Origin of the sequence: Streptomyces puniciscabiei, from assembly GCF_006715785.1 — a bacterium.
Taxonomy (GTDB): domain Bacteria; phylum Actinomycetota; class Actinomycetes; order Streptomycetales; family Streptomycetaceae; genus Streptomyces; species Streptomyces puniciscabiei.
On record NZ_VFNX01000001.1, the window covers coordinates 1,719,125 to 1,734,183 of the forward strand.

Sequence of the window (15,059 nt, forward strand, 5' to 3'; positions counted from 1 at the left end):
CGCCGGGAATCCCTCCCCGCACCCGAGGTGATCCTGTGTCAGGAATGCTCGCACGCCTGGCCTGTACGACCGTGCTGGCGGCGCAGGCCGTCCTCGTGCCCGCGCCCGCCGCGGCCGCACCGGCTCCCCAGCGGTCCGTGTCCCAGCTGCTGACGGAGCTTCAGCAGCTGTACCGGCAGGCCGAACAGGCCACCGAGACCTACAACGCCACCGCCGAGAAGCTGCGGCGCCGGCGCGCGGAGGTTGCCCGCCTGGACGGCGAGCTGGCCCGCGCCCGCCTCGCACTGCAGGACAGCCGCACCGACGCCGGCCGGCTGGCCCGCCGGCAGTACCAGGGCACCGACGGCCTGGGCCCGTACGTCCGCGTCCTCCTCGCCCCCGATCCGCAGGCCGCGCTGGACGAGAGCCATGTGATCGGCGAACTGGCCCGGGTGCAGGCCCGTACGGTGCAGCGGCTGGCCACCGCCGAGCGGCGGCGGGACACCCTGGCCCGGGCGGCCCGCAAGGCCCTGGACGACCAGCTCACCCTCGCCGACCAGCAGAAGAAGCAGCGCGACGCCGTGCGGCGGAGGCTGGCCGGCGTGGAGCGCCTGCTGGCCTCCCTCACCCCGGCCCAGCTGGCCGCGGTCGTCGCGCTGGAACAGCGGGGCGTGACCGCCGCCCAGCAGAAGCTCGCCGCCTCCGGCTCCCTCCCCGCGGACCGCCCCGCCTCCCCCGAGGGCGCCCGCGCGGTCCGCTACGCCCTGTACCAGCTCGGCAAGCCGTACGTGTGGGGCGCGACGGGCCCCGGCGCCTACGACTGCTCGGGCCTCACCTCCCAGGCCTGGGAGCACGCGGGCAGATCCATCCCCCGCACCAGCCAGGAGCAGTGGCAGCGCCTGAAGCGGATCCCGCTCGGCGACCTCCGCCCCGGCGACCTGGTGGTGTACTTCCCGGACGCGACCCACGTGGCGATGTACGTGGGCGACGGCAAGGTCGTACAGGCACCGAGACCCGGAGCGAACGTCCAGCTGTCACCGCTGGCGTCCAATCCGGTACTCGGTGCCGTACGACCGGATGCTCAGGCGCCCGCGACCGAGGACAGGTAGGCGGCCGTCTTCTCCGGGTCGTAGAAGAAGTTCTCGAAGTCGGCCGGGTCGTTGAACGCGTTGGCGAAGCGGTCGGCCACCGGCTGGAGCTGGCCGGCCGCGCCGATGAGGTTCAGGATGTGCTCCGGCGGCGGCATGAGCATCGCGTTCGTCCACTTGGTGACGTGCTGCGCGGTGTCCCAGTACCGGTCGAAGGTGGCCTGCATCCACTCCTCGTCGAACGGCTTGTCGCCGTGCTCCAGGATGGAGGCGAGGTACGACGCCGCGCACTTGGAGGCGGAGTTGGAGCCCTGGCCGGTGATCGGGTCGTTGGCCACGACGACGTCCGCGACGCCCAGGACCAGGCCGCCGCCGGGGAGGCGGCCGATGGGGTTGCGGACCGTCGGGGCGTAGCGGCCGGCCAGGGTGCCGCCCGCGTCGGTCAGTTCGACCTTCGTGGCCCGCGCGTACTCCCAGGGCGTGAACTTCTCCATGAGTTCCAGGGTCAGGGAGAGGTGCTCGGCCGGGTCCTTGACGCCGTTGAAGACGTCGAGCGGGCCGCCGGGTATGCCCTCCCAGAACAGGATGTCGGCCGGGCCGGAGGTGGTCAGGGTCGGCATGACGAACAGTTCGCCGACGCCGGGGACGAGGTTGCAGCGGACGGCCAGGAAGTCCGGGTGCTCCGGGCGGGGGCCGAGACCGTGGACGTACGACACCGCCAGCGCGCGCTGCGGCTCGCTGTACGGGGAGCGGGAGGCGTCGCGGCCGAACATCTGGACCAGCTCGCCCTTGCCCGCCGAGACCAGGACGAGGTCGTACGTACGGGAGAAGTAGTCGAGGTCGCCGACCGCCGCGCCGTGGATGACCAGCTGGCCGCCGCGCTGCGCGAAGGTCTCCATCCAGCCGGCCATCTTCACCCGCTGGTCGACCGACTGCGCGTACCCGTCCAGCTTGCCCACCCAGTCGATGGCCCGCTGCGTGGGACCGGGGTCGTGCGAGCCGGGGGCCGCGACCGAGACGCCGAGTCCTTCGATCTTCGGGGCCTGGGACTCCCAGAAGTTCAGCTTCAGATCGCGCTCGTGCTGCAGCGCCGTGTGGAACATGCACTGCGTCGACATGACCCGGCCGGTGCGGATCTCGTCCGCGGTCCGGTTCGACATCAGGGTGACCTCGTAGCCGTGCGACTGCAGGCCGAGGGCGAGCTGGAGACCGGACTGGCCGGCTCCGACGACGAGTATCTTCCGCATGCGGGTGGGGACTCCTAACGGGTACTGCTCGGGGACTACTCGGGGGTTTCGTCCAGCGCGTGGCCGACCAGGGACAGCAGGGTCTCGATGACCGAGATCCGGCGCCGCGCATCCATGATCATGACAGGGACGTGCGCGGGGATCGTCAGCGCCTCCCGTACGTCCTCCGGCTCGAACAGCTCGGTGCCGTCGAAGTGGTTGACCGCGACCACGTACGGCAGTCCACAGCTCTCGAAGTAGTCCAGCGCCGGGAAGCAGTCCTTCAGCCGGCGCGTGTCGGCCATGACGACCGCGCCGATCGCGCCACGCACCAGGTCGTCCCACATGAACCAGAACCGCTGCTGGCCCGGCGTGCCGAACAGGTAGAGCACCAGGTCGTCGTCGAGCGTGATGCGGCCGAAGTCCATGGCCACCGTGGTGGTGAGCTTGCCCGGGGTGGCGGTGAGGTCGTCGGTCTCCTCGCTCGCCTCGGTCATCAGCGCCTCGGTCTGCAGAGGCGTGATCTCCGAGACGGAGGTGACCAGGGTGGTCTTGCCGACCCCGAAGCCTCCCGCCACGACTATCTTCGTGGCGATGGGGGCGCGGGTGCGGTCCGTCTGCCAGGACCTCAGGTCCTCGTCGGTGTCCTCAAAGACGACGGAGTCCACTCAGCACCCTTTCCAGCAGAGCGCGGTCCGGGCGGCCGGTGCCGTGACCGGTTCCCGTTCCGTAGACGCGGATCTTTCCCTGGTCCGCCAGGTCGCTGAGCAACACGCGGACCACGCCGAGCGGCATCTTCAGCAGCGCGGCGATCTCGGCCACCGTGCGCATACGGCGGCACAGTTCGACGATGGCCCGCATCTCCGGCATGACGCGGCCCTGTGAACCCGTGAGGGAACCATTCGTCAGTTCCTTGCGCTCGTCCGGGGCCTCCAGCGCCGCGACGAACGTCTCCACGAGGAGGACGTGGCCGAAGCGGGTACGGCCGCCGGTGAGCGAGTAGGGGCGGACCCGGGCGGGTTTGCGGTCGCCGCCGCGCACGGGGAGGTTCTTCGGCGTGCCGCTCATCGGGCACTCCCCGCCGACTCGGTCTCCAGGGACTTGCGCAGCTCGCTGCGGAGTTCCGGGGTCAGGACGTGGCCGGCGCGGCCGACGAACAGCGCCATGTGGTACGCCACCACGCTCATGTCGCACTCGGCGCTGCCGTGCACGCCGAGCAGCGAGCCGTCGCTGATCGACATCACGAACAGGCTGCCCTCCTCCATCGCGATCATCGTGTGCTTGACGCCGCCGAAGTCCATCAGCTTCGCGGCGCCGACGGTGAGGCTGCCGATGCCGGAGACGATGGTGGCCAGGTCGGCGGAGGAGCCGCGGGGGCCGCTGCGCCTTTCTCCGCGGGCCTGCCGGGCCTCCTCCGTGCGACCCGGGTCGGAGGAGAGCAGGAGCAGGCCGTCCGAGGAGACCACGGCGACCGACTGGATGCCGGGGACTTCCTCGACCAGGTTGGTCAGCAGCCAGTGCAGGTTGCGGGCTTCACTGCTCAGTCCGTAGGTACTGGGCGCGGTCAACTGCTTGCCTCCTCGGCTGTGCCCCCCGTGGCGTTTTCGGTACGTGCTGCGATCTCTGCCTCTACGTCGCGGTAGCCGGCCTGGGCGCCGTGGCGGAATCCGCCGAGTCTCCTGCGGAGGGCTTCGGCGTCCACCGAGCGGGGCCGCTGGCGCGGGGCCGCCTGGGTCGGGACCGTGATCCTGGGTGTGCGCTTGGGGAGGCCCTTGCTGGTGAGCCGTTCCTCCTCCGCCTCGGCCTCGCCTTCGCCTTCGGCAGGGATTTCGTTCCCACCCGCACCACCTGTGCGGCTCTCGTCGTCGGGTGCGGGTGGCCCCTGCGGGGCGCGTCCACCGTCGGCGGCTGCCGGGCCCGTGGGTTCCGCCGTGAGGTCCGGGAGCAGCAGCTCCATGGTCGACTCGGCGAACGTCTCCGCCGGGGCCTTCGGTCGGGTCTCCGTGTTCTGGGCGGCGGGGGCGGCCTGTTCGTGGACTGCCCGCTCCAGCTGGTCCCCGGCACCGGCCCCGAAGGCGTCCCGCACGGCGTCCTGGGCCGATCCGGCGAAGGCGCTCCCCGGCTCACTGTCCCGTTCGGCGGATGTGGGCTCCTCCGCGAGGGTGCCGAAGGTCGTCGCGGTGTCGCCCGCGGGGGTCCCCGGAGTCGCCGGAAGTGCCGGCTCCTCCGGAGTGTCGGTCTCGTCGGCCGGAGTGCCGGCGGCACCTTCCGCGGCCGGCACTGCGGAGGCGCTCTCCTCGGTCGTACCGCCGGAGGCAGCCGCCCCGCGGACCGCCTGTTCCGCCAGGGCGACCAGGGGGTCGGTGCCCTGGGTGCGGCCGTGCAGGACGTTGGAGTTGACCTCGGCGTCGGCGCCGGGGAGGGAGAAGGTGCCCGTGCTGCTCATGGCCGAGGTCCGCGGGGGCAGGGCGGTGGCCGGGGCCTCGCTGAGGAGGGTGGCCGGCAGGACGACCACCGCGGCGACGCCGCCCTGCTTCTGCTCGCGCAGCTGCACCCGGACGCCGTGGCGGTGGGCCAGGCGGGCGACGACGTACAGACCGAGGCCGAGGCCGGCCTCGCCCTCGCTGTCGTAGGAGGACTCCGGGTCGAAGTCGGCCAGGCGGGCGTTGAGGCGGCCCAGGCGGTCGGGCGCCATGCCGATGCCCTCGTCCTGGACCGAGAGCATGACCTCACCGGATTCCAGGAGCCAGCCGGAGACCTCCACCGGGAGGTCCGGCGGGGAGAACGACGTGGCGTTCTCCATCAGCTCGGCCAGGAGGTGCGAGAGGTCGTCCGCCGCGAAGCCCGCGACGTGGGCGTGCGGGGGGAGGGCCGCGATGCGGACCCGCTCGTAGCGCTCGATCTCACTGACGCCCGCACGGACCACGTCGACCAGCGGCACCGGGCCGTGGTGCTGCTGGACGTGCTCGGCGCCTGCCAGGACCAGGAGGTTCTCGCTGTGGCGGCGCATGACCGTGGCGAAGTGGTCGAGCTTGAAGAGGGTGGCGAGGCGGTCCGGGTCCTGCTCGCGGTCCTCCAGGCCCTCGATGACCGCGAGCTGGCGTTCGACCAGCCCGAGGGTGCGCAGGGCCAGGTTGACGAACGTGCCGCCGATGCTGGTGCGCAGCCGCTCCATCTGCTCGGCGGCCTGGCTCAGCTCGGCCTGGAGGGCCTCGCGGGCGTCGGCCATCTTCTGCCGCTGCCCGACCAGGTGCTTGCGGTCCGTCTCCAGCGTGGCCACCCGCTCGCCCGCGGCGACGGCCTGCTCGCGCAGGGCGACCGCGTGCGCGTGCAGGGCGTTGACCGAGCGGACGACCTGGGCGAACTCGTCGTTGCGGCCGGTGAAGGCGATCGGTTCCTGCGTGGTGGGATCGCCGGACTCCGCCAGCCGGGCCGAGCCGCGGCGCAGCACCGACAGCGGGCGGGTCAGGGTGCGGGCCATGGCCGTGGCGAGGCCCACGGCCACCAGCATCAGGGCGCCGAGGACCGCGATGCGGATCTCCAGCGCCGTGACGTCGTCGTCGCGGAGTTTCGCCAGGTCCTTGGTGCGGTGGTCGTAGAGGGCCGATTCCGCGCCGCGCATCAGGTCGACGCGGGCGGACAGGGCGGCGTCCAGCTTCTTGGTGCTGGTGGTCAGCTCGCTGTCGGCCAGTGTCGGCTGGGCGGTGAGCCGGGCGAGGTACTTCTCGGCCGAGTTGACGTCGGAACCGGTGACCGTGGAGTCGTAGGAGTCGACGGCCGTCTTGGGGGCGGTGGCGCGGAAGTCGGCGAGGGCGGCGTCGGCGCGCAGCCGGGACTGCTGGGCGGCGGCGGTCAGCTCGTCGCGCTGCTTCCGGTCGGCCTCGGAGGTGCTGGAGGCCGTGGTGGGCAGGCCGGTGACGGGGTTGATCACGGTGCGGGTGCTGGACGGCACGTTCAGCGCGGCGAGCAGCAGGCCGCGGGCCGCGGCGGACTGCTGGACGGCGGTGTCCAGTTCGGCGAGCGCGTGGGCGCCGGAGCCGGCCCGCGGGGGCGTCTCGTCGGCCAGCTGCTCGGCGAGCCGGTGCAGTTCGGTGATCGTGGCCGAGTAGGCCTGGTGGGTCTGGAGCGCGCTGGTCTTCCCGGTGAGGGCGGCCCGCCGGGTGACGGAGATGCCGTAGAGGTCGGTGCGCAGCGTGGCCGGCAGGTCCGGGTCGGCGCGCAGGTCCTCGACCTGCCGGTCGACGCGGGTGCTGCGGTCCTCGGAGGGCGCCTTCGACTCGGGGCGCCCGGCCGCGATGTAGGAGGTGACCTCGTCACGCTCGTCGGCGAGGGAGTTCGCGAGGGCCAGGGCGTCCTGGGTGCGGGCGGCCAGCGTCACCAGGTCCTGGGAGTCGCTGACGTCCTGGGAGGCGGTGAGCAGGGAGGGCGCGCCGGCTCCCGCGACGGCGGCGGCCACCACGGCGACGGCGATGATGAGCCGGGTGCGCACATGGGTGGGGCGGCCGGTGCCCACGGGTGTCTGCCGGGCGGTCCCCGTGGGGTCCGTCTGCCTGCCTGTGCGCCGAGGCCGCTTCATCTGCACCGGTGCTCGCATTCCTGAACTCGTCTACCCATGGGTCCGGGTGGCGCCCCGTCATGTCGGGCCAAGTGCTGCGTACACCCGGTTCGTACGGTCCCCGACCCTCCCAGCGCCGGTGGGCGGTGGTCGCGCATCACCTGACCCGCCACCCGAAGGAGTGAACATCGGAGGGGAGTTGGCGGGCAAGTTCCTCTGCCGCGTGTGACGCCGCTTCGCGGCCTGCCGGTTGGACGCGCGGGGCAGGCTTTGGCAATATTCGCCACCACGCCTTCCCGGAGCGGATCATTCCACCCCAAAACAGGCGCCTGACCAGTGAGGTCGTGCCAATTCGGCGACGATTGCCAGCCTTTGGCGGATCCTGTGAAGGCCTCGTGCAGACTGGCTGGATGCGAACTGATCTCGTTTCGGAACCCGGTGCCGCGAACCGACCCAACGAGGACTTCGCCGCCGTCGGACTACCCGGCTCCGGACAGGGAGGTTGTGTGATCGTCCTGGACGGGGTGACTCCGCCGCGCGGTGCGACGGGGTGTCTGCATTCCGTCCCCTGGTTCACCGCGCGGCTCGGCGGCGCGCTGACCGAACTGACCGTTTCGCACGGAGATCTGACGCTGGCGGAGATTCTCTCGCGGGCGATCGGCCGCACCGCGGAGGCCCACGCGCAAACCTGTGAGCTTTCTCACCCGCGAACCCCGCAGGCGACCGTGGCCCTGGCCCGCTGGTCCGCGGACACCGTCGAGTACCTGGTGCTGTCCGACTCCGCGCTGCTGCTGCAGGGCGCCGACGGGACGGTCACCCCGGTCCTGGACGACCGGCTGGCCCGGCTCCCGCGCTCCGCGCTCGCCACCGACGCACTGGTGGACGCCACCCTGCGCAACAAGGAGGGCGGCTTCTTCACGGCCGCCGCCGACCCCTCGGTGGCCGCCCGCGCGGTCGCCGGCACGGTGCCCCGGCGCGAGGTCCGTGCCCTGGCCGCGCTGACGGACGGCGCGACCCGCTGGACGGAGAAGTTCCACGAGGGCGACTGGCAGGCCCTGTTCGCGACGGTCGCGAAGCAGGGCGCCCGGTCCCTGGTGGACCGGGTGCGGGAGCTGGAGACGGCGGACCGCGAGGAGCGGGCGTTCCTGGGGCGGAGCAAGACGCACGACGACGCGACGGTGGTCTACGCCGAGCTGTGAGCGGCCGCCGGCCCGGGCTCTCCCGCGCGCGGCCGCTGCGGGGGCCTACTTCTCCATGACGCCGTTCAACTGGTGCAGGAGGCGGGCGAGTTCGGCGACCTCGCGGCGGTCCCAGTGGGCGAGCTGCCGGACGTAGCGGGCGCGGCGGGCCTCGCGGACCTTGCCGACCCGGCCGCGCCCCTCGTCGGTGAGGGTGACCAGCCAGGCGCGGCCGTCGGCGGGGTCGGGTTCGCGGGCGATCAGGCCCAGCTCCTCCAGCGCGCGCAGCTGGCGGGACATGGTGGCCTTGCCGACGCCGATGTAGCCGGCGAGCTCCGTGGCCCGCTGGCCGCCGCACTCGTCCAGGCGGATGAGCAGGCCGTACGCGGAGGACTCCAGGTCGGGATGGACCTCGCGGGCCATCTCGCCCTGGTTGGCCCGGGCCCGCCTCAGCAGCACGGTCAACTCCCGTTCCAGCGCCAGGAACTCCTGGTCTGCACCAGTGGGCGTCATCTGGTGGGCGCCGCGATGTGCGTCGCCGTTTCCGTCCTCGTGCACGTCAGCACCCCTGCTCGGTTTCGCGATCCTGAAAGTTTCTGTCAAACGTCGTCATTGCCGCAGCTCTGTAAGTATTTCGCAGGGCTAGACCAACGGCGGCGTCCGGACCCCCTTCCCACGCCGTCATCTACGTGCGTAGCTTCTTTATCAGCCAATCAATGGCATGCCCACGCCAGTGCGGCATCCGGTACACGGTCACAGCCACGTTCCCCCCACCCCATTCCCCGGAGGCACGTCATGCCCGTGCACAGACCCGGCTCCGACCGCTCCGACCGCTCCTTCGGCCCGCGCCCCCTCGCCGTCCTGGTCACGGCCCTGCTCGCGGCGCTCTCCCTCACCCTCCCGCTCACCTCCGCCCACGCCGCGACCACGCCCAGCCGCGGCTCCGCCCACATGGGCATGGGCGTCCTCGCGCACGACGGCCGGGCCGGCACCCCCGCCTCCGGTGACGTCACCCAGACCGAGGGCGTGGACGTCTCCGGCTACCAGGGCAACGTCGCCTGGTCGACCCTGTGGAACAGCGGGGTGCGCTGGGCGTACACGAAGGCGACGGAAGGCACGTACTACACGAACCCGTACTTCGCCCAGCAGTACAACGGCTCGTACAACGTGGGCATGATCCGCGGCGCCTACCACTTCGCCACCCCGGACACCACCAGCGGCGCCACCCAGGCGAGCTACTTCGTCGGCCACGGCGGCGGCTGGTCCCGGGACGGCAAGACCCTGCCCGGCGCGCTCGACATCGAGTGGAACCCGTACGGCGCCGCCTGCTACGGCAAGACCGCGAGCCAGATGGTCAGCTGGATCGCCGACTTCCTCACCACCTACAAGTCGCTGACCGGCCGGGACGCGGTGATCTACACGGCGACCAGCTGGTGGACCCAGTGCACCGGCAACTACGGCGGCTTCGCCGCGAACAACCCGCTGTGGATCGCCCGCTACGCCTCGGACCCGGGGACCCTGCCGGCCGGCTGGTCGTACTACACGATGTGGCAGTACACCTCCTCCGGCCCGACCGTCGGCGACCACGACAAGTTCAACGGAGCGCTGGACCGGGTGCAGGCCCTGGCCAACGGTTAGTGCCCGCCGCGCGGCGGGAGGTCGTCGGCCGGTCGCACCCGGTCGGGGACCTCCCGCCAACCCTGCGTTGGTGCTCACAGCCGCCCGGGATCATGCTGGTCAGGAGAGGCTGCCGAGCAAGGGCGAGATGAGCGGCGATGGAGCGACAGTCGACGTACACGGCCACGGCCACCATCGATGAGCAGGGCATCCTCACCGGTTGGAGCGAAGGCGCACAGCGGCTGCTCGGCTACGACTCACCGGCCGTCGTCGGACGGCCCGCCACCGCGCTCCTCGCCACCGACGGCTCGGCGGCCCGGCGGATCGTCGCCGGCCGGGACCGCTGGAACGGCACCGTCCCACTGCGGCACCGCGACGGCCGGCTGCTCGAACTGGGCGTGCTCGCGCACCGCCGGACCTCGGACACCGGCGTCACCGACTGGCTCGTGGTGAGCGCCGTGACGGCCCGTGCGCAGCCGCCCCGGGGCGAGCCGCTGGAGGAGTGGACGTTCCTGCAGTCCCCCTTCCCGCTGGCGATCTTCGACGCCGATCTGCGGCTGGTGCGGGCCAACCGCCGGATGGAACACGCCCTCGCCCTGCCCGAGGCCGCGATGCGCGGGCTGCGGCTGCCGCACATCGCGCCGGGGGCCGCGAGCGAGGAGGCCGACCGGTCGATGCGGCTCGCGCTGGAGAGCGGCCGGCCGCAGGAGGCCCGGGCCCGGCTCGGCGCGGAACTGAGCCGTGGTCTCGTGCTCACCCCGCTGAAGGACGCCGACGGCCGGGTACGCGCGGTCTGCCTGTCCACGCAAGCGCCCGCGCAGGACTCCGCCGCCCGGCAGCGCCCGCCGGCCGAGAGCGGCGCGCAGGTCGGCATGGCCGCCGACCAGGCCCGCGCCGCGCAGGAGCTCGGCGAGGTCACCGTCCCCCGGCTCGCCGACGTCATCGCGGTCGACCTGCTCGACACCCCCCGCGACGCGCGCGAGGAACCCGCCCCGCGGCCCGGCCCGGTCGTCCTGCGCCGCGCCGCGCTGCGCGCCGTACCCGACGATGTCGGACCGGCCTACGGCAGCGGCGTCGGCGAGGCGGTCGTCTGCCCGCCGGACTCACCTCCGGCCCGGTGTCTGACGACGGGGCCGCCCCTGCTGTACGACACCACCGACCCGCCCGTCGCCGAGTGGGCGGCGGTGGACCCGGGCGCGGCCTGGCTGCGCGCGTCTGGGGCACGCTCACTGCTGGCGGTGCCGCTGCTCGCCGAGGGCAGCACGCTCGGGGTGGCGCTGTTCGGCCGGCGCCCCGGCCGGGAGCCGTTCGGCCCCGAGGACCTGCGGCTGGCCCAGGAGTTCACGGCCAAGGCGGCCGACGGCATCCGGCAGGCCCGCGCCTACGGCCGGACCCGCACCACCACCATGGCCCTGCAGCAGAGCCTGCTCCCGCACACGCTGCCCGACCAGGCGGCCCTGGAGATCGCCACCCGCTATCTGCCCGCCGCGACCCGGGCCGGGGTGGGCGGCGACTGGTTCGACGTGATCCCGCTGTCCGGGGCGCGGGTGGCGCTCGTCGTGGGCGACGTGGTGGGCCACGGGATCCGCGCCTCGGCCACCATGGGCCGGCTGCGCACCGCCGTGCGCACCCTGGCCGACGTCGACCTGCCCGCCGACGAACTCCTCACCCACCTCGACGACCTGGTGCTGCGGCTCGCCGCCGACGAGGGCAGCACGGACCCGACCGCCGAGACCGCCGGCGGCATCGGCACCACCTGTCTGTACGCGGTCTACGACCCGGTGTCCCGCCGGTGCACCCTGGCCCGGGCCGGCCATCCGCCGCCCGCCGTGGTCATGCCGGACGGTGCCGTGCGCTTCCTGGACGTGCCCGCGGGCCCGCCGCTCGGTCTCGGCGGGCTGCCGTTCGAGGCCACCGAGACCGAGCTGCCCGAGGGCAGCCTGCTCGCCCTGTACACCGACGGGCTGTTCGAGGCCCGCGAACACGACATCGACGAGGCGCTGGACAAGATGTTCGCGGCGCTCGGCCGGCCCGCGCGGTCGCTGGACGCGGTCTGCGACCACGTGCTCACCGAGCTGCTGACCCATCGCCCCGACGACGACATCGCCCTGCTCGTCGCCCGTACCCGGGTCCTGCACGAGGACCGGGTCGCCGCCTGGCAGCTGGAGAGCGACCCGGAGGACGTCGCCCGTGCCCGCCACCTCGCCTGCGGCCAGCTGACCGCCTGGGGCCTGGACGCGGCCGCCTTCACCACCGAGCTGATGGTCAGCGAGCTGGTCACCAACGCCATCCGCTACGGCCGCCCGCCCATCCGGCTCCGGCTGATCCACCAGGACTCGACGCTGATCTGCGAGGTGTACGACTCCAGCGGCACCACCCCGCACATGCGGCGCGCCCGCATCTTCGACGAGGGCGGCCGGGGTCTGCTGCTCGTCGCCCAGCTCGCCGAGCGCTGGGGCACCCGGCACGACCGGGTCGGCAAGACGGTGTGGGCGGAGCAGTCGCTCGCCGCGGCCGCCGGCTGACTCAGCCGTTGCCACCGTTGCCCCCACGGCCGCCGTTGCCGCTGGTCTCGCAGCCGACGCCGAGGCAGATCCCGCCGTTCCCGCCCCGCCCGCCGGCTCCGCCGTCGCCCCCGCCCACCGCGTCGCCGCCGTTGCCGCCGGTGCCGCCGTTGACGCTGCCCGAGCAGACGCCGACACAGATGCCGCCGTTGCCGCCCTTGCCGCCGCCGCGACCCGGTGCGCCGGTGGTGCCGGCGCCGCCGTTGGCGCTGCCGTTGCACAGCCCGGCGCAGATGCCGCCGTTGCCGCCCTGGGTGCCGTTGACGGTGCCGTTGCAGTTGCCGGCGCAGATCGAGTCGCCGATGCGGACACTGCCGTTGCCCACGTGGATGGTGCCGCCGCCCGGGTGGACGCTGCTGACACCGGCAGAGCCGCTGCCCGATCCGCCGCCGGCGGGGCCGGTGTCGGCCATCGCGGCCGGGGTCATCGCGCCCCCGGTGATCACCACGGTCGAGACCGCGAGGCCGATACCGAATTTCCAGGAATTCCTGCGCATGCGATTTCCGTTTCTCACGTGGCGTCGCCGAGAAGGCCGAGCCAGTCGCCGTCCAGGACCTGGCGCTCCCATTTCTCGACCTCCTTTTCGTGGATCTTGTACTTCTTGGCCATCTCGGCCTTCGTCGCCCGGCCGGTCAGCACGGTCAGCGCGATCCGTGCACGGTCCGTCAGGGAGAGTTCTGAATTCGGCTTGTCGGGCAGGTCGTGGAGCGAGAGGCAGCCGGGCTTGCCGGGCTTGCCGGGCTGACCCGGTTGTCCGGGCGCGCCGCCCTTGCCGCCTTCGCCCCCCTCTCCGCAGTGCCCGGACTGGTGGGCCAGGGCCGTATGGCCGGTGGGAGCGGCCGGGGCCGTGTGGGTGGCTGCCTGGGCGCCGCACGCGGTGACGGTGACGAGAGCCACGGAGGCCGCCGCGAGGAGGAGGGGGCGCCGGAAGGGGCTGGTGAACATCGGGGACTCCGTTTCGGATCACGGGTGTGGGACGAGAGGACTCGGGTGCGGGCGCCATGGCCCGGGGCGGGGTGGAGGCCCGGGCGGCCTCCACCCCGTCGACCGTCACAGGAGACGGTCGGAGGAGCGACGGTCAGAAGAGGCTGGCACCACCGGCCCCGCCGGACCCGCCGGCGCCACCGAAGAGGCCACCGAAGCCGCCCTTGCCGCCCTTGCCGCCGTTGCCGCCCTGGAAGACGCTGTTGCCGCCCTTCCCTCCGTTGCCGCCCTTGCCGCCGACGAGGACGCCGTCGCCCCCGCCACCGCCGCTGCCGGCGTTCCCGCCGGAGAGGATGCCGAAGCCGCCGTTGCCGCCGTCGCCGCCCTTGCCGCCGACGACGCCTCCGCCGCCGCCACCGCCGCCACCGCCGCCACCACCGGCCAGGACGCCGTTGCCGCCGTTGCCGCCCTTGCCGCCGTCGCCGCCGGTGCCGAGGACGCTGCCGCCACCGGATCCACCGGCGCCACCGCCGCCACCGACCAGGCCGCCACCGCCGTCCCCACCGGCACCTCCGGCGCCGCCGCCGTGCACGAAGGCCACGGTGGAGGTCGGCATCGGGGCCGCCATCGCGCTGGAGACGGGCAGCAGGACGCCACCGGTGACCAGTGCGGCGGAGGCGGCCAGGGTCGCGAAACGGAGACCTCGGCGCTTCGGACGGGCGTCGGCGTTGGTGTGAACGTTACGAGTCATGAGCTTTCTCCCATTGCTGTGAGGATGTCCCGAGCGAATTACCCGGAGGATTTACCGGAGGGGATTACCGGAAGGATTTCCGCCCCTCGGACCGCCTCATTTCCTTTCCGGTGAGGCCGTGCTTCAAGTAAGCCCGAACGGGAAATCGGGGTCACGTTCCGAGGACTCGGGACTTGACGCACTCACAGGCGTCGGGTAATGCCCACGCAAGCGGCGCAGGTCAGGTGAGGAACGGCCGGGCCCAGGCGGGCGGATCCGGTGGCGGGACCCGGTCCACCAGGGTCGGCGTACGGCGGCGGGCACCACGGCCGGCGACGGCGGCCCGCAGTGCCGCGACGAACTCCAGGCAGGTGCCGTGACGGTCGTCCGGGGCCTTCGCCAGGGCCTTCGCCAGCACCTCGTCGGCGGCGGCCGGGACGTCGGGCCGCTCCGTGCTGAGCGCGGGCGGCGGGTCGTACTGGTGGGCCCACAGCAGTTCCAGGTGGTCCTCCCGCCGGAAGGGCGGGACACCCGCGAGCATCTCGTGCACCACGCAGGCCAGGCTGTACAGGTCGGCCCGGCCGTCCACCGGGCGCCCGGCGATCCGCTCGGGCGCCACATAGTCCAGGGTGCCGACGAACTCGCCCGCGGTGGTGAACCCGGTGAGCGACAGCGACTTCTTCGCCAGCCCGAAGTCGGTGAGATAGACGTGCTCGGGGTGGTCGCTGTCGACGCCCTTGGCGACCAGGACGTTGCCGGGTTTGACATCCCGGTGCACCAGCTCGCGCGCGTGGGCCGCGTCCAGGGCGGAGGCCAGCTGGGCCCCGATGCGCAGCGCGACCGGCACCGGCAGCGGGCCCTCCCGGTCGATCAGGGCGCGCAGGTCCTGGCCGGAGACGAAGCACATGGCGATGTAGAGGAGCCCGTCGTACTCGCCGGCCTCGAAGACGGGGACGATGTTGGGATGGTCGATGGCGGCGGCCACCCGGGACTCCTGGGCGAACCGGCGGCGGAAGGCGTCGTTCCTGGTGTACTCGGGGGCGAGCAGCTTGAGGGCGACCGTCCGGCCGAGGCGCAGGTCCCTGGCGCGGTAGACGACCGCCATGCCACCACGACCGAGTTCGCGCTCCACCTTGTAGCCCGCGATCTCGGCCCCGATCAGACCGGAGGGGGTCTTGGGGGGCCAACCCACGCCTGA

14 protein-coding genes are annotated in these 15,059 nt (G+C 72.9%); 4 read left to right on the forward strand and 10 right to left on the reverse strand.

Annotation, left to right across the window (positions count from 1 at the left end):
- The first annotated feature begins 35 nt into the window (after positions 1-35).
- The gene (locus FB563_RS07665; protein ID WP_142218551.1) at positions 36-1,088 is read left to right on the forward strand and encodes a C40 family peptidase; all 1,053 of its coding nucleotides are present in this window, start codon (positions 36-38) and stop codon (positions 1,086-1,088) included.
- Here the strand turns inward: FB563_RS07665 and FB563_RS07670 are convergent.
- The 5 genes from FB563_RS07670 to FB563_RS07690 are packed head-to-tail and all read right to left on the reverse strand — an operon-like array spanning position 1,061 to position 6,887.
- Positions 1,061-2,314 carry a styrene monooxygenase/indole monooxygenase family protein gene (locus tag FB563_RS07670; RefSeq protein WP_142218552.1) on the reverse strand — a complete coding sequence of 418 codons (1,254 nt, stop codon included), beginning with the start codon at positions 2,312-2,314 and terminating at the stop codon, positions 1,061-1,063. The two genes, FB563_RS07665 and FB563_RS07670, sit on opposite strands and share 28 nt — an antisense overlap.
- Positions 2,315-2,349: 35 nt before the next feature.
- Positions 2,350-2,961: a GTP-binding protein gene (locus tag FB563_RS07675; protein WP_167528471.1), complete on the reverse strand. Its 612-nt coding sequence runs from the start codon at positions 2,959-2,961 to the stop codon at positions 2,350-2,352.
- Positions 2,942-3,361: a DUF742 domain-containing protein gene (locus FB563_RS07680; RefSeq protein ID WP_055708804.1), complete on the reverse strand. Its 420-nt coding sequence runs from the start codon at positions 3,359-3,361 to the stop codon at positions 2,942-2,944. The genes FB563_RS07675 and FB563_RS07680 overlap by 20 nt, the downstream gene beginning before the upstream one ends.
- The gene (locus tag FB563_RS07685; protein WP_055708805.1) at positions 3,358-3,861 is read right to left on the reverse strand and encodes a roadblock/LC7 domain-containing protein; all 504 of its coding nucleotides are present in this window, start codon (positions 3,859-3,861) and stop codon (positions 3,358-3,360) included. Before FB563_RS07685 ends, FB563_RS07680 begins: the two co-directional genes overlap by 4 nt.
- Positions 3,858-6,887, reverse strand: coding sequence for a sensor histidine kinase (locus tag FB563_RS07690; RefSeq protein WP_199832952.1), 3,030 nt, complete (start codon positions 6,885-6,887; stop codon positions 3,858-3,860). Before FB563_RS07690 ends, FB563_RS07685 begins: the two co-directional genes overlap by 4 nt.
- A gap of 371 nt (positions 6,888-7,258) precedes the next feature.
- On the opposite strand from FB563_RS07690, the gene FB563_RS07695 reads away from it, so the two are divergent.
- Complete coding sequence (locus tag FB563_RS07695; protein WP_055708807.1) at positions 7,259-8,047, forward strand: protein phosphatase 2C domain-containing protein; 789 nt, start codon at positions 7,259-7,261, stop codon at positions 8,045-8,047.
- A 45-nt stretch (positions 8,048-8,092) separates the two neighbouring features.
- On the opposite strand, the gene FB563_RS07700 is transcribed toward FB563_RS07695, so the two are convergent.
- Positions 8,093-8,584, reverse strand: coding sequence for a MarR family winged helix-turn-helix transcriptional regulator (locus tag FB563_RS07700; RefSeq protein WP_055708808.1), 492 nt, complete (start codon positions 8,582-8,584; stop codon positions 8,093-8,095).
- A 237-nt stretch (positions 8,585-8,821) separates the two neighbouring features.
- Between FB563_RS07700 and FB563_RS07705 the strand changes: the two genes are divergently transcribed.
- Positions 8,822-9,664: a lysozyme gene (locus FB563_RS07705; protein WP_055708809.1), complete on the forward strand. Its 843-nt coding sequence runs from the start codon at positions 8,822-8,824 to the stop codon at positions 9,662-9,664.
- 137 nt (positions 9,665-9,801) lie between these two features.
- The gene (locus tag FB563_RS07710; RefSeq protein ID WP_142218553.1) at positions 9,802-12,168 is read left to right on the forward strand and encodes a SpoIIE family protein phosphatase; all 2,367 of its coding nucleotides are present in this window, start codon (positions 9,802-9,804) and stop codon (positions 12,166-12,168) included.
- Between the two features lies 1 nt (position 12,169).
- Here FB563_RS07710 and FB563_RS07715 read toward each other — a convergent pair whose 3' ends face one another.
- From FB563_RS07715 to FB563_RS07730, 4 genes are all read right to left on the reverse strand, one after another.
- A complete protein-coding gene (locus tag FB563_RS07715; protein WP_142218554.1) occupies positions 12,170-12,703 on the reverse strand; it encodes a hypothetical protein in 534 nt (177 codons plus the stop codon).
- A gap of 14 nt (positions 12,704-12,717) precedes the next feature.
- Positions 12,718-13,152, reverse strand: a complete 435-nt coding sequence (locus FB563_RS07720) for a hypothetical protein (protein WP_055710423.1) — start codon at positions 13,150-13,152, stop codon at positions 12,718-12,720.
- Positions 13,153-13,285: 133 nt separating this feature from the next.
- Complete coding sequence (locus FB563_RS42805) at positions 13,286-13,882, reverse strand: hypothetical protein (protein ID WP_167528472.1); 597 nt, start codon at positions 13,880-13,882, stop codon at positions 13,286-13,288.
- A gap of 220 nt (positions 13,883-14,102) precedes the next feature.
- Positions 14,103-15,053, reverse strand: coding sequence for a serine/threonine-protein kinase (locus FB563_RS07730; protein WP_055705284.1), 951 nt, complete (start codon positions 15,051-15,053; stop codon positions 14,103-14,105).
- Between the last annotated feature and the right edge of the window lie 6 nt (positions 15,054-15,059).

Bases quoted from the DNA above. Each gene is read 5' to 3' on its own strand.
- FB563_RS07670 (WP_142218552.1), bottom strand. From the start codon at position 2,314: ATGCGGAAGATACTCGTCGTCGGAGCCGGCCAGTCCGGTCTCCAGCTC.
- FB563_RS07680 (WP_055708804.1), bottom strand. From the start codon at position 3,361: ATGAGCGGCACGCCGAAGAACCTCCCCGTGCGCGGCGGCGACCGCAAA.
- FB563_RS07690 (WP_199832952.1), bottom strand. From the start codon at position 6,887: ATGCGAGCACCGGTGCAGATGAAGCGGCCTCGGCGCACAGGCAGGCAG.
- FB563_RS07695 (WP_055708807.1), top strand. From the start codon at position 7,259: ATGCGAACTGATCTCGTTTCGGAACCCGGTGCCGCGAACCGACCCAAC.
- FB563_RS07705 (WP_055708809.1), top strand. From the start codon at position 8,822: ATGCCCGTGCACAGACCCGGCTCCGACCGCTCCGACCGCTCCTTCGGC.
- FB563_RS07710 (WP_142218553.1), top strand. From the start codon at position 9,802: ATGGAGCGACAGTCGACGTACACGGCCACGGCCACCATCGATGAGCAG.
- FB563_RS07715 (WP_142218554.1), bottom strand. From the start codon at position 12,703: ATGCGCAGGAATTCCTGGAAATTCGGTATCGGCCTCGCGGTCTCGACC.
- FB563_RS07720 (WP_055710423.1), bottom strand. From the start codon at position 13,152: ATGTTCACCAGCCCCTTCCGGCGCCCCCTCCTCCTCGCGGCGGCCTCC.
- FB563_RS42805 (WP_167528472.1), bottom strand. From the start codon at position 13,882: ATGACTCGTAACGTTCACACCAACGCCGACGCCCGTCCGAAGCGCCGA.